This window comes from Anabaena azotica FACHB-119, from assembly GCF_014697625.1.
Taxonomy (GTDB): domain Bacteria; phylum Cyanobacteriota; class Cyanobacteriia; order Cyanobacteriales; family Nostocaceae; genus Trichormus; species Trichormus azoticus_A.
Genome location: NZ_JACJSG010000002.1, coordinates 73,486 through 88,044, shown reverse-complemented (window position 1 = coordinate 88,044; position 14,559 = coordinate 73,486). Strand labels below are relative to the sequence as shown.

Genomic DNA, 14,559 nt, shown 5'->3' with positions numbered 1-14,559 from the left:
TATTTATTCAATCACACAATAGCAAATTTGACACTACCTCATCAAAAACAAGATAAATCAGCTCTCACGAGTCTAAGTTGCACATTTTTGTGTATTGGCGGTTATCATAATCAAACTAACTTTAGGGTGCGTCAGCCCCAATAATTTCGTACATATTCAAGGATTTTCCACATCTGACGCACCCTACAATTGTGCCAGTTGCGTAAGTCCTGTTCAATAAAATCATTGAGTCAATCTTCAAAATCTATGTAAACAATTAATTAAGATTGCTAAAGTCAAATAGGAGCAAGAACTATAACCATTACTTAATGGAATGCTCTATTTTATACCAGTGAGATAAAAAATGGGTATTGCGATCGTTGGTTACACTCCTAATGAACTGCTTTATGAAGGAGTAAATACCAGTATATATCGTGCTTATAAAGAGCAAGGACAAATATCAGTCATTATAAAAACTATTAAAAAGGATTATCCGAATGTAGAAGAGATTGCACAATTAATACATCAATATAAAATTCTGCAAAATTTAGAAATAGAAGGAGTTATTAAACCGATTGGGTTGGAAAGCTATCAAAATGGATTAGCACTAGTTTTTGCTGATTTTAATGGAGAAACTTTAACCAAAATTATTAAAGCTAAAAATTTAGATTTAATCAAATTCCTGAGAATTGCTATTCAACTATCTACCACATTAGAGCAGTTACATAAAAACAATATTCTGCATAAAGATGTAAACTCTCAAGGTATTTTAGTAAATCTAACATCATGCAAAATTAAATTTATAGATTTTAGCATTTCCACTTGTTTACCGCAGGAAAGCTTTAATATTAGTAATCCCAACTTTTTGGAAGGGACTCTCCCTTATATGTCCCCAGAACAAACTGGGAGAATGAATCGAGCAATTGACTATCGAACTGACTTTTATTCTTTGGGTGTTACCTTATATGAAATGCTTACAGGACAACTACCATTTATAACTACTGACCCTTTAGAATTAATTCATTGTCATATTGCCAAAACACCACTATCACCAAAAGAAGTCAACTCAGAAATTCCTCAAGCGGTTTCTGATATTGTGATGAAGCTTTTAGCAAAGACGGCTGAAGATAGATATCAAAATGCTTTGGGAATTAAGGCAGATTTAGAAAAATGCCTTAATAATTTAGAGTCTACTGGTGAAATACCAAACTTCATTATTGGACAAATTGATTTTTCTAGTCAACTACTGATTCCACAAAAATTATATGGTCGGGAAACAGAAGTTAAAACGCTGATAAATGCCTTTGAGCGTGTCAGTCTTGGGGCGGTAGAATTAATGTTGGTTAGCGGTTACTCAGGTATTGGTAAATCTTCTTTAGTGCAAGAAGTTCATAAGCCTATAACTGCTCGGAATGGTTATTTTATTACAGGTAAGTTTGACCAATTTAAACGCAACATTCCTTATACGACTTTTATTCAAGCTTTTCAAGAGTTAATTCAACAATTGTTAACAGAGTCCGCAGCCAAAATTGCCAAATGGCAGGCTAAAATCTTAGCGGCGGTCGGTGTTAATGGACAAATTATTATTGATGTAATACCCGAAGTAGAACAAATTATTGGTACTCAGCCATCTGTGGCTCAGTTAGGGATAAATGAAGCTCAAAACAGATTTCAAAGGGTATTCCAACAATTCATTCATGTATTTTGTCAACCTGAGCATCCATTAATAATTTTTCTGGATGATTTACAATGGGCAGATTTAGATTCTCTCAAGTTAATTCAACTATTGTTAAATAACTCAAATAGCCAATATTTATTATTAATAGGCGCTTATCGGGATAATGAGGTCACTTCTAATCATCCATTAATGTTGGTTGTAGATGAAATACAAAAATCTGGTGCGATATGCTCCCCCCCACCGGAGGCGATCGCCAACAATATCATACTCCAACCTTTACAGCTTGTTCATGTTAATCAATTAATCAGTGATACCATCCACACAGACATAAATGATTCTAGAGCCTTAGCAGAATTATTATTTAAGAAAACTCAAGGTAATCCCTTTTTTATCACTCAATTACTCAAATCAATTCATCAAGAAAAATTATTAACATTTAATTTTGATAGGGCTTCTTGGCAATGGGATATTACAGCAATTAAAAATATCAATATTACTGACAACGTTATAGATTTAATGATTAATCAGATACAGAAGCTACCTTTACAAACACAAAATGTGTTAAAGTTAGCCGCCTGTATTGGCAATAAATTTACCTTAGATGTATTAAGTATTGTCAACCAGAAAACCTTTTCAGAAACAGCCAGAGAACTTTGGGCGGCTTTAAAAGCTGGTTTAGTTTTCCCCTTAGATGCTGCTTATAAAATCCCACTAGTTATTGACGAGCAGCTAAATCATAAACCAATTATCTATCAATTTTTACATGACCGTGTACAGCAAGCTGCTTATGCGTTAATTCCTAACTCCCAAAAGCAAAACACTCATTTTATTATTGGTAAGCTGCTATTACAAAATACTAAACCTGACGAACGAGAAGAGAATATTTTTGCTTTAGTTAATCATCTCAATTATGGAGTAGATTTACTAAAATCAGAGTCGGAAAAGAACGAGCTAGCTGAACTAAATCTTATAGCTGGACAAAAAGCGAAAATCGCCACAGCGTATGAGTCAGCGATGCGTTACCTCAAAGTAGGTTTGGCATTATTAACAGCAAATAGTTGGCAGCATCAGTATAATCTTACCTTGGCGCTGTATGAGTCAGCCGTAGAAACAGCCTATCTCAACGGCGATTTTGCACAGATGGATGAATGGGTTGATGTTGTTTTACAACAAGCAAAAACCCCTATCGAGAAAATGAAAATTTATGAAGTGAAAATTCAAGCTTGTATGGTGCAAGTCAGACAACTTGAAGCCTTCAAAATAGGGTGGGAAGCAATGGAATTACTAGGGCTTAAATTACCAAATTCACCTAGTGTATCTGATATTGAACAAACTATTAATCAAACAGCCACAAACTTAGCGCTTAAGAATATCGAAGATTTAATTAATCTACCGTTAATGACTCAGGTGGATAAACTAGCAGCAGTCAGGATGCTGACAAGTTTAGGTTCCCCGACGTATCAATCTGCACCTGCATTGTTTCCATTGGTTGTGTGTGAACAGGTGAATTTATCTATTAAATATGGAAATTCGCCCTTCTCTGCTTACGGTTACGTTTGTTATGGTGTTATTTTAAACGGGATAGTTGAGGATATTGAGTCAGCTTACCGATTTGGTAAATTGGCTTTAAGTTTAGTTGAACAGTTTAATGCGATAGAAATTAAGACTAGTGTATTTTTCGTAGCTGGTTCTTGTACGATACATGGAAAAGTACACGTGAGGGAGACATTACCAATTCTCCAAGCTGGTTATTTAAGTGGTTTGGAAAATGGACATTTGGAATATGGCTATTATGCGATCGCTCAACGTTGTCATCATTTATACTTCATGGGTCAAGAATTGACAAAACTAGAGCAAGAAATAGCTTCAGTTAATCAAGCACTAACTCAATTCAAGCAAGAAAATGCTTTAAGTTGGAATCAAATCTATCGTCAGTCGATTCTCAATTTACTCAATCCTAGCGAAATTTCCTGTCATTTACTAGGGGAAGTTTATAACGAGGATGAATCTTTACCAGCTTTGCAAGCAGCTAATGCTAGAACTGTACTTTTCTATTTTTATCTCAATAAACTAATTCTTTGCTACTTGTTTGGAGAATACAATCAAGCTTGGGAAAATGCAACTCAAGGCGAACAATATTTAGATGGCGTAAAAGCATTCTTAGTTGTCCCAGTTTTCCATTTCTACGATTCCTTAGCCCAAATTGCCTTATATTCATCAGCGTCAAACCCCAAACCAGAACAACTGCTAAACCGGGTAGAAAATAATCAAGAAAAGATGAAAAGATGGGCAGATAATGCTCCTATGAATTTTCAGCACAAGTATGAACTTATAGAAGCAGAGAAAGCAAGAATATTGGGTAATTATTGGCTAGCTATGGAAAGTTATGATAGAGCTATAGCTGGAGCTAAAGAACATGGATATATTCAAGAAGAAGCTTTAGCTAATGAATTAGCAGCCAAGTTTTATTTCCAATGTGGTAAAGACAAGATAGCCTTAACTTATATAAATGAGGCTTATTATGGTTATATTCATTGGGGTGCTAGAGCGAAAGTTAGAGATTTAGAAGTCCAATATCCACAAATTTTCTCCCGTATAGCAGAACAAAAAGAAACAATTAACCTAGTAACTCCAGGTAATTATGAAATTTTTGATTTAGCTACAGTTATCAAAGCATCACAAGCGCTTTCTGGTGAAATAGTTTTAGAAAAGCTATTAACTAAATTAATGCAAATCGTGCTAGAAAATGCTGGCGCAGAAACAGGAGCTTTGATTTTGGAGAAAGCAGGTAAGTTATATATAGAAGCATCAGGTAGCTATAACCAAGATGAAATTACCCTTAACCAACAAACCCCTGTAGAGTCATTTCACAAATTACCGATATCGGTAATAAATTATGTTTATCGGACTCAAGAAAATATTGTCATTAACGATGCTACTCATGAGGGAGCTTTTACAACAGACGGCTATATAATCCAACATCAGCCAAAGTCTATTTTATGTACGCCTATAGTTAATCAAGGTAAATTGATTGGTATTCTTTATTTAGAAAATAATCTGACAAAAGGAGCGTTTACAAATGAGCGGGTAGAAATATTACAACTTTTATCTTCCCAAGCCGCAATTTCCCTTGAAAATGCTAGACTATATAATGATTTAGAGGAATATAACCGCACATTAGCAGCCAAAGTAGAAGAACGAACGCTAGAATTACAAGATAATAACTTACAATTACAAATAGAGATTGATGAACGCCAACGAGCCGAAGAAATCGCTGAAGCTGCTAACAGGGCGAAAAGCGAATTTTTAGCTAACATGAGTCATGAACTGCGGACTCCCCTTAATGGGATTTTAGGTTATAGTCAAATATTTAAAAAAGATAAAACATTAACTGAGCAGCAAAAAAATGGTGTAGATATTATCCATCAATGCGGCGAACACCTTTTAACACTGATCAATGATATTTTAGATATTTCCAAAATAGAAGCTCGAAAAATGGAACTGTACCCGCAGGAGTTGCATTTTTCCCAGTTTCTAGAAGGTATCATACAAATGTGCCGTATTCGTGCCGAACAGAAAGGAATTACGTTATTGTACCAACAACTTTCTGCTTTACCTAAAGTTATTTTGGCTGACGAAAAACGGTTACGTCAGGTTTTAATTAATTTATTAAGTAATGCAGTTAAATTTACTGAAAAAGGTTGTATTACTTTCAAGGTGGGTTATATATTAGCAGAAGCCAATGGTGGCAAAATTCGGTTTGCGGTGGAAGATACAGGGATTGGTATTGCACCACCACAATTAGAAGAAATATTTTTGCCTTTTAAGCAGGTGGGTGAAAATAGTCGGAAAACAGAAGGAACAGGCTTAGGTTTAGCAATTAGCCGTCAATTAGTGGAGATGATGGGTGGAGAAATTAAGGTTGAAAGTAAGTTAGGTCAAGGCAGCATTTTTTGGCTAGACTTAGATTTACCAGAGGTAGTATCACCTGATGAAGTTAAAAGTGCTGATAAAGGTAATATTGTCACTTTTGTCGGCTCAAAACGTAAAATCTTGGTAGTAGATGATAAATGGGAAAATCGCTCTGTTTTGGTAAATTTGCTGCAACCATTGGGTTTTGATGTCTGGGAAGCGACAGATGGTTTAGATTGTGTGAACAAAGCGCGTCAATTCAAGCCAGATTTAATTTTCATGGATTTAGTTATGAATGTGATGGATGGCTTTGAAGCTACTCGTCGCCTGAGAATGTTACCAGAACTTAATAAAACTGTAGTAGTCGCTATCTCAGCCAGCGTGTTTGATTTTGAGAAACAGCAGAGTCTGGATGTGGGTTGTGATGACTTTCTTCCTAAACCAATTCAAGTAAACGATCTTTTAGAAAAATTACAGTTTCATCTAGGATTGCAATGGATTTATCAAGATGGAAGAAACTATAAACAACAGCCAAAAGATGTTCATCCATACCCAACACAAAATTTACAATTAATTGCTCCGCCAGCAGAGGACTTGGCAATTTTACTGGATTTGGCGATGCGGGGAAACCTCAGAGGTATTACACAGGTAATTACCAAACTAGAGGAGGCGGATGACAAGTTAGCGCCTTTTGCGTCTCATTTACGTCAACTGGTGAAAGGCTTTAAAGGTAAGCAAATTTTAGAATTTCTGCAACAATTTTAAAAAACTTTAAAAAATATGAATATGAATACAATTGATCAGGATGTCATCTTGATTGTGGATGATAATCCGACAAATTTAGAACTGCTGTTTGATTTTTTGGCTAATGCTGGCTATACGGTGTTGGTTGCGGAAGATGGGGAAAGTGCGATCGCCAGAGCTGAATATGCCCCACCAGACTTAATATTATTAGATATTCTCATGCCAGGGATAAACGGTTTTGACACTTGCCAACATCTAAAAAATAATCCCCTTACACAAGATATTCCCGTCATCTTCATGACAGCCTTAGCTGACACCGTAGATAAGGTTAAAGGCTTAAATTTAGGTGCAGTCGATTACATCACCAAACCACTGCAACATGAAGAAGTTTTAGCCCGTGTCAAACTCCATTTGAGATTACGCCAACTCACAAAAACCCTCAAAGCACAAAATCAACTTCTCGAAGCAGAGATTTTAGAACGCCAGCGAGTCGAAGAAAAACTACGTGAACAAGCCGCCTTACTTGACATCACCACCGATGCTATTATCGTCCGGGATTTAAACAACTGCATCCGTTTTTGGAACCACGGCGCGGAATATTTATATGGGTGGCACTCACATGAAATTATCGGTCAGGATGCCAATAAACTTTTATATAAAGCGCAAACCCTATCTCAACTGCAAGTAGTCCAGAAAAGCTTGGCTGATTGTGGTTATTGGCAAGGTGAATTACAGCAAATTACCAAAAATGGTAAAACTATTATTGTTGCCAGTCGTTGGAATTTAATGTGCGATCAGGATGGACAACCTAGATCAATTTTGACGGTTAACACTGATATAACAGAGAAAAAAGAATTAGAAAGTCAGTTTCTCCGCGCTCAAAGATTGGAAAGTGTAGGAACTCTAGCTGGTGGTATTGCCCATGATTTAAATAATATCCTGACACCAATTCTTACCGCATCTCAACTGCTGCAACTCAAACTCCCCAACGTTGACGAACGCAGTCAGCAAATGTTTAAAACTATCGAATCAAATACTAAACGTGGGGCGGCTTTAGTTAAACAGGTATTACAATTTACTCGTGGAGTAGAAGGTAAGCGGACTATTGTTCAAATTAGCCACTTGTTTTCCGAAATTAAGCAAATTATCCAAGAAACATTTCCTAAATCAATTGAGTGTGAAACCCAAATTGAGCCAGAACTTTGGACAGTTATTGGTGATGCTACAAACTTACATCAAGTGCTGATGAATCTTGTAGTCAACGCCCGCGATGCTATGCCTAATGGGGGTAATTTGACTATCTCTGCCAGAAACTTGTTTATTGATGAATATTACGCAAGGATGAATATTCATGCTTGCGTTGGGCCTTATATAGTGATTTCCGTGACTGATACGGGGATGGGGATAGAACAAGAAACACTTGATAGAATTTTTGAGCCATTCTTCACGACAAAAGAAGTTGGTAAGGGTACAGGGCTAGGATTGTCAACCGTACAAGGTATTATTAAAAGCCACAATGGTTTTGTGAATGTGTATAGTGAAGTCGGGCGAGGGACAGAGTTTAAAGTATTTATACCTGCCGTTGAAGCCACAGCCACAGCTTTTACGGAAGACTTGGAACTACTCAAAGGTAACGGAGAGTTGGTTTTGGTTGTGGATGACGAAGCCAAAATCTTGGAAATGACGAGAATTTCCTTAGAAACTTATAACTACCGGGTGCTGACAGCCTCTGATGGTGTGGAGGCGATCGCACTTTACGCCCAGCACAAAGATAAAATTAGCGTAGTCCTCATGGATATGATGATGCCGTCAATGGACGGTATTAGTGCCATCCGCGCCTTACAAAAAATTAATTCTCAGGTGAAAATGATAGCTGTTAGCGGTTTAGTAACCAACCAAAAACTAGCCTCATCTGTGGTGGTGAAAAAGTTTCTCGCCAAACCCTACACCACCAAGGAATTACTAGAAACTTTGCATAGCACACTTGCATCTGTGGAGGTTAGTCATTAGTTAACCTAAGAGATGATTTATAAAGTAAACCTTAAATTGTAGTGGACTGGCAAGGCTAAAATGTAGCAATAGATTTGAAAAAAACTTGAACGCAGATAAACGCAGATAAACGCAGATGAGTAGGGGCGCACATCTGTGCGCCCCTACTGATAATGGATGTGTTGCAAAGATTTTTTGAATTGGTATTAGATTTTTCGCTAACCAACTAACCCCGGTTGTGAGTTAGCAGTTATTTTAAATCCTCCACCACAAGCTTATGACTTGTTGTCACGAAACCGTTCCAAGAAAATAGATACCATACGTTTCTGTTCTTCAACGCTAAGGTCATTTATCTGTTGAACCAGAGGGTCGTTAGTGAGATTACTAAGGACAGATGGATTTGCTTCAATCTCTCTGAAGATACGTTCCCGACTTGGTAAAGAAAGTGCAGATACTAAACCAACACTCTCAGGGGTTAGGGTAACTTCAGAACCCCCATTTGCTAATGGGAGGCTGTATGCAAGCTGATCGTAATCACCAATTGCTGGAGGGTTTAAATCCCCTTGAGGTAAGAAAGTACCTCTCTGTTGCGCTGAGAGCAACAAAGTTACTGTTCCACTTTGAGAAGCTGAAACGAGCCTTAGTCTAACGTAGCCTCTAAGTTCAATATTTCGATTAGCGATTACTCCACGTTGTGTAATATCTGGTTGCAGTAGAAATAGACCTGTATCTAGCGCTGGCAGGTTAAAAGTATAACTACGCAGGCATACGAGTCCGCCAGGGTCGGCTGCTAGTGGGGTTAGTGAGCCGGCTGAATTATCAACATCCCAGAATGCAAGTACCGGAGTAGAGGCAATGTCAGGAGTACGACCTTTAAATGTAAGTTGAATTTGCAAGTTCCTCAAGGTAGGGTTCGAGATTGTCAAAAAATAGCCTTGAATAACAGTGCGATTTGGTGCTGCGGCACCAGTAATAATAGGCTTGACTAGTAGTTCGTAATTGGAAACATTGATATTGGAAACCATTGTGACACCTCATAAACAAGATTGTAATTAGTCAACACAAGAAGCAAATTTTGCTGAATTTTCAGCAAAGTCTTCAATATTTTCCCTAGCTAAAACTGATATTTAGCTAATTCATGCGCCCAACTGTATAGCGATTAAGTAGTGAAGATTCAAAGTATTCACTCATTTGAGGCTGCAATTGTCTTGGCTCAATGCCAGAAAGATTACGTGTAGCGACTGCAATGCTAATCGCTAAAATCAGCAATCATGGTTGTAGCCAAGATTATTTACAACTATAAAAATAAGAGAAACGGATGTTTGATTCACTGCATCACTGATAAGCCTTAGATAAAATTAACCGTTGGTTTTCAGTAAGCAGAACGCTAAAAAATTCCAAGTTTATTTACCAAATTCTGAAATCAGTTATTTAACCAATTCTGGTCAATACTGAAAATTCAGTTTTGGTAAAGTGTTGAGCTTATCTGCGAATAAATACCTTTTTTAGTTGGACAGCTTTAAGCTGGTATTTAACTAACTGAGATAACTTAAAGTTTTATGCAACTTATTAAAAGAATTCTATAAAACCCACTTGACACTGGTCTACAAAATGGTACATAAAATTGTCCGCTACAAGTTGAATGCCAAATTAAAAGTACCACGTCCACGCTGTACCAATGCCAAACCACAAGTACCAGAAGCTTTTAAAAAAACTCAGAGAAATAATCACAGTATTGTTGCGTCACCTTGGAGGGGATCAACCAATACCATACTGGTGTCAAGATGAAGCAACTTTATACAAATCAGTAAGTAGACATAATTAAATCTAAAATAAAGTTTTGTTTGTAGTCAGCGATTTATCGCTCTGTTGCCTGATTTTCAATTGCTATAGCCTCTGACTACGAACTTATATTTATCGTAAATAAAAGGGTTTAAGACCCCTACATCTATACGTAGTATCAGTTTCAGTCGGGTTTAAATCCCCGACTGTTCGCGTAGCGTGCCGTAGGCAAAATGTCTTTAATGCGCGAATGCGTGAATGCGTGAATTGTTAATACGTCCTTCTACTTACAGTCAACAGTTAACCGTGATGCGGATTGATACATTTGAGATTATCACAACCAAAACTTTGAGTCATCATTGCCGATAGGTATTGAGAAGTTTGAGCATCAAGGTGCAATTCTTGTTGAATTTTTTCATAAGCTTCTCCCTGCACTATCCTAATTGCCATGTCTTGAAATTGTTTCCAAGTCAAATCACTACCGATAAATGCTTTGGCTAAGGTAATTACTAATTCCTCATAATCATTATCTTCCAATTTAGTCATCATACGGTGTTCGATTTCTAAGGAATCATCAAAGCAGTAGTACCAAGATTTAGGTTGCTGCTTGACTACCCTTTTGAAAAAATCCTGCTGTTTAGAACGACTAACTGCGCGATCGCTCTCACTACATACCATTAAAATAGGTGCAGAAGGATGATTTTGTGCCTGTTTTAAAACCTGTTCTCCCAATTCCAAGAATATCCTTAATGCAGGAACCCGAAAACCTTTATAACCAAAATTACCAGAAGCATCTTTGTTGAACCACTCAAAGTAAATTGGCAAAATTTTTATTAATATATCAAATAGGAAATTTTGATTACCCAAATAAGGCGTAAACAATAAGGCGCGGTCAATTTCCTGGGGAGACTGTAACGCCAACCAAGCCGCCAAAGTTCCCCCAGAAGATAATCCCCCGACCACAACTTTTTCACCCAGTGTTTTAGCAATCTTCACCCACTCCAAAACAAACTCTAGATAAGTTTTAATATCTGTTGGTAATGGCGGGGGGTTGTGGCTATGCCAATCTCCTGCTAGTCCGTGACCTGGTTGTAAGGGAACTAGAACATTGTACCCTTGTTTAAATAAAGCTTTCCCCAGTGGCTCAAATTGATAAGGCCCGGCTGTAAAACCATGCAGGAACAGACAAACTTTTGCTGTCGTCTTGGGATGAACAAAAAATCGAGAACGACAGGCTGTATTTCTCAGTCCAGTTTCTAACTCTAATTGCTGAACTTTCTCAAGGATATCTATCATCTTCTGATTATTTACTCCATCGCTAGATTTAGGTACGTTATCAGGACTTACGCTATTAGCACTTGGGGTAGGGTGCGTTAGATGTGGAAAATCCTTGAATATGTACGAAATTATTAGGACTGACGCACCCTACAGTTAATCTGACTTTTCACGGGATATGAAAAACCCCACTTCCATTCCTCTCTCCTTGTAGGAGAGAGGCTTTAACTGCTCCCCCTTCCCTTGTAGGGAAGGGGGCTGGGGGGTTAGGTCTGTCGTTATCTTTTCCACATGACGTGAAAAGTCAGTACAGTTAATTTGATTATGACACTTACGTAAATCCTAGTTATGAGGAAGACTTTTGAGAGCTTGATACTAAATTAGCAAACTCTCTTAGGATATTTTGATATCTTTGACCAGCCACCCAGAAAACATCATTATGGCTGGCGTTTTCCACCCATAAAGATAACTTTGGCGACGGTGCAGCTGCATACAACTTTTGTCCATGAGTGACAGAAATTATCTCATCAGCCTGACCGTGTATAATTAATACTGGACAGCGAACTGCTTTGATTTTTTGTAAATTATTGAATTTATCAAATGGCAAAATCTTGATTGGGACTACGACTCGAAAAGCCGAAGTAAAGGTACTTTCTAGAATCAGACCACCAATTGGCTGTCGAGCCGCCAAATCTACTGCTGAACCACCTCCTACTGAACGTCCAAAAACGATAATATTCTTGGGTGGGATTTTTAAATCTTTGATTAAATAATTATAAGCAGCATCAATATCTTGATAAGCGTGATTTTCCGTAGGTGTCCCTTCGCTTGTACCATAACCACGATAATCATAAGCCAGAACATTAAAACCTAAGTCGCGTAACTGTTCTAGAAATTGTTTAATTTCACCTAAATCTTCTGCATTTCCATGAGCATAAAGAATTGTATACTTAGCAGTAGGATTCACTAAATAAACTGCTGATATTTTCGTTTCTCCCCCGCTCTTGAGCTTGAAGATTGCTTGAGTATCTTGATAGCTAGATGGTTGAGGTAAGAAAATCATACTATCAGCTCGCAAATAAACATACACAGCAAAAAATAGATAAATAAAAATTATTGATTTTAACAATCTTCTCCAGGTAAAATCACCAATTAAAATTTTTCGGAGACGCTGGTTATTCATTAATCTGTATATTGCTAGATTTCATCAATTAAATGCTACACATTTAATATAGTCATAATCAAACTAACTGTAGGGTGCGTCAGAACCAATGATTTCGTAAACATTCAAGGATTTTCCACATCTGACGCACCCTAACCCAATTGCTGTCCCTTATCACCTGTCACCTGCTATATCTCATCAATTAGATGCTACACATTTAATACAGTTGCGTCCATCTAATTTAGCAGCATATAAGGCCATATCGACTGCACTTAATAGCTCATCTTTGGTGTTTCCATGCTTTGGGAACACACCCACTCCACCGGAAACTGTCGTAGATATTTCTTTACCTGCAAATTCCCACCGCATCATTTCAAATGATGACCTAATTTGTTCTGCTCGTTCCACTGCTTTTTCTAGTTCCACCCCAGGTAAAGCCAAGACGAACTCTTCACCACCATATCGGCAAGCCATATCTTGAGAGTTGCTATACTTGTGCAGTATCTCGGCAAATCCCTGAATTACCATATCCCCAGCTTGATGACCAAATGTATCATTAATATGTTTGAAATAGTCGATATCCATGATCATTAAAGCCACTGGTGCAGCATTTTGGGTTGCTTGTAACAATCTTTTGGGGAAGACCTCATCAAAATAACGGCGATTAAACAAGCCCGTCAGCCCGTCCTTTGTAGCCTGTTCCCGTAGCTGGGCTTGCAGGGTTTGAATTTCGAGTACCTGTTTTTGCAAACGTTGATTTGCTTGTCGCAGTTCTAATTCCGCCTGATAACGTTGAGTAATGTCATGCAAAACTAATAGCCGCCCTGTTAACTGCTGGCGATCGCTGTGTAATGGAGTAATTAGTAACTCCAAATACATGACAGTTCCTGAATCCATCACGATCTCTGTTTTAAAACTTTCATGAGGATGGTATGATTTGATAATATCACTCCATTTTCCCAGAACTTCAGCCAGAGGTTGTCCAATATGCTGGTGTTTTGCGCCAATTAAGTATCTCGCCGCCGGATTCATATCAATAATACGGTTTTGGGCATCTAACACAATTACACCATCACTCATTCTTTCAATCAGCGTTTCTCTGGCTACAGGAACTAAGTCAAACATCCGAAAGCGAAAAACACTCACAAAAAAGCATACTCCAGTCAGCATAAAGCTCATCGGCGTAACATTTAAACCCACCGGAGTCAGTCTTAGCATATACAATGTGGCTCCCAGTAGGGGGCATACTACAGCCGCTAATGTCATGCTTGACTGTCGGCGATACAGCGCTGATGGCAATAAGGCTTTTTGAACTAGCATGAGTGTGCCTATAAGTGTGTAGGTGTAAACACATCCCATTACCCAAAAAAAACCTACATTATGTTGATAAATCACAAAATTAGTTCCTTGGGGGTCTGGCAAAAAGCCTGACCAGACTAAACCATGCCATTCATTTGTTGCTACCAAAGCCATATTGAAGATAGGAATTACCCATAGCTTGGCAAGATTGCTGATTGTTAGCCAATGCAGCTTGTTTGTGAAGTGCATTGCAAATATGAGAAAGAATGTAATTACAGTCCCTGAGCCGACATACTCCAATTTTGACCAAAATATTTTATCTCTCAGTAGAGTTGCGGATGCCTCCATTGCGGCTACTGTAGCGTATCCGGCGATCGCCAACATCATGGCGATGAAAGGCTTGCTAGCCGAACATCTTGACCTTCTCTGCCATGCTGCATAGGCAACAGTAGCTGAAATTACCGCCGTTACGCTCAGAATCATAAAGTAGAGATTATACTCAACATACATGGTGATGCAGCACTCAATAGTTTTTCTCAACTTTATGAGATCAGTTTGCCCTCGTCATGATCTTTTGTGTAATCTTTATCGGCAGACTATCGCTAGTTTTGGTATGGGTTTGTCACAATATGGGGAATTTTTACCTACTGGTAAGGCTTGGCTAAAATATGGCAATAGGGTTTGCGGAAAATTGAACGCAGATAAACGCAGATAAACGCAGATGATATAATCGATGTGT

Annotated in this window: 6 protein-coding genes; 2 read left to right on the top strand and 4 right to left on the bottom strand. The window is 37.9% G+C overall.

Going from position 1 to position 14,559, the window contains the following annotated elements; all coding sequences use genetic code 11:
* The first annotated feature begins 343 nt into the window (after positions 1–343).
* Entirely contained in the window at positions 344–6,334 is a 5,991-nt protein-coding gene (locus H6G83_RS01685) for a hybrid sensor histidine kinase/response regulator (RefSeq protein WP_190466002.1), read from the top strand.
* A 21-nt stretch (positions 6,335–6,355) separates the two neighbouring features.
* The gene (locus H6G83_RS01680) at positions 6,356–8,323 is read left to right on the top strand and encodes an ATP-binding response regulator (protein ID WP_390821110.1); all 1,968 of its coding nucleotides are present in this window, start codon (positions 6,356–6,358) and stop codon (positions 8,321–8,323) included.
* 254 nt (positions 8,324–8,577) lie between these two features.
* On the opposite strand, the gene H6G83_RS01675 is transcribed toward H6G83_RS01680, so the two are convergent.
* The 4 genes from H6G83_RS01675 to H6G83_RS01660 form a co-directional block, all read right to left on the bottom strand.
* Positions 8,578–9,327, bottom strand: coding sequence for a hypothetical protein (locus tag H6G83_RS01675; RefSeq protein WP_190465995.1), 750 nt, complete (start codon positions 9,325–9,327; stop codon positions 8,578–8,580).
* Positions 9,328–10,384: 1,057 nt separating this feature from the next.
* Positions 10,385–11,380 carry an alpha/beta hydrolase gene (locus tag H6G83_RS01670; protein ID WP_190465992.1) on the bottom strand — a complete coding sequence of 332 codons (996 nt, stop codon included), beginning with the start codon at positions 11,378–11,380 and terminating at the stop codon, positions 10,385–10,387.
* A 325-nt stretch (positions 11,381–11,705) separates the two neighbouring features.
* Positions 11,706–12,542 (bottom strand): alpha/beta hydrolase, encoded by an 837-nt coding sequence (locus tag H6G83_RS01665; RefSeq protein ID WP_190465991.1) that lies wholly within the window; start codon positions 12,540–12,542, stop codon positions 11,706–11,708.
* A gap of 177 nt (positions 12,543–12,719) precedes the next feature.
* A complete protein-coding gene (locus H6G83_RS01660; RefSeq protein WP_242044382.1) occupies positions 12,720–14,303 on the bottom strand; it encodes a histidine kinase N-terminal 7TM domain-containing diguanylate cyclase in 1,584 nt (527 codons plus the stop codon).
* Positions 14,304–14,559: the final 256 nt, after the last annotated feature.

Bases quoted from the DNA above. Each gene is read 5' to 3' on its own strand.
- H6G83_RS01665 (WP_190465991.1), bottom strand. From the start codon at position 12,542: ATGAATAACCAGCGTCTCCGAAAAATTTTAATTGGTGATTTTACCTGG.
- H6G83_RS01685 (WP_190466002.1), top strand. From the start codon at position 344: ATGGGTATTGCGATCGTTGGTTACACTCCTAATGAACTGCTTTATGAA.
- H6G83_RS01680 (WP_390821110.1), top strand. From the start codon at position 6,356: ATGAATACAATTGATCAGGATGTCATCTTGATTGTGGATGATAATCCG.
- H6G83_RS01675 (WP_190465995.1), bottom strand. From the start codon at position 9,327: ATGGTTTCCAATATCAATGTTTCCAATTACGAACTACTAGTCAAGCCT.
- H6G83_RS01660 (WP_242044382.1), bottom strand. From the start codon at position 14,303: ATGATTCTGAGCGTAACGGCGGTAATTTCAGCTACTGTTGCCTATGCA.
- H6G83_RS01670 (WP_190465992.1), bottom strand. From the start codon at position 11,380: ATGATAGATATCCTTGAGAAAGTTCAGCAATTAGAGTTAGAAACTGGA.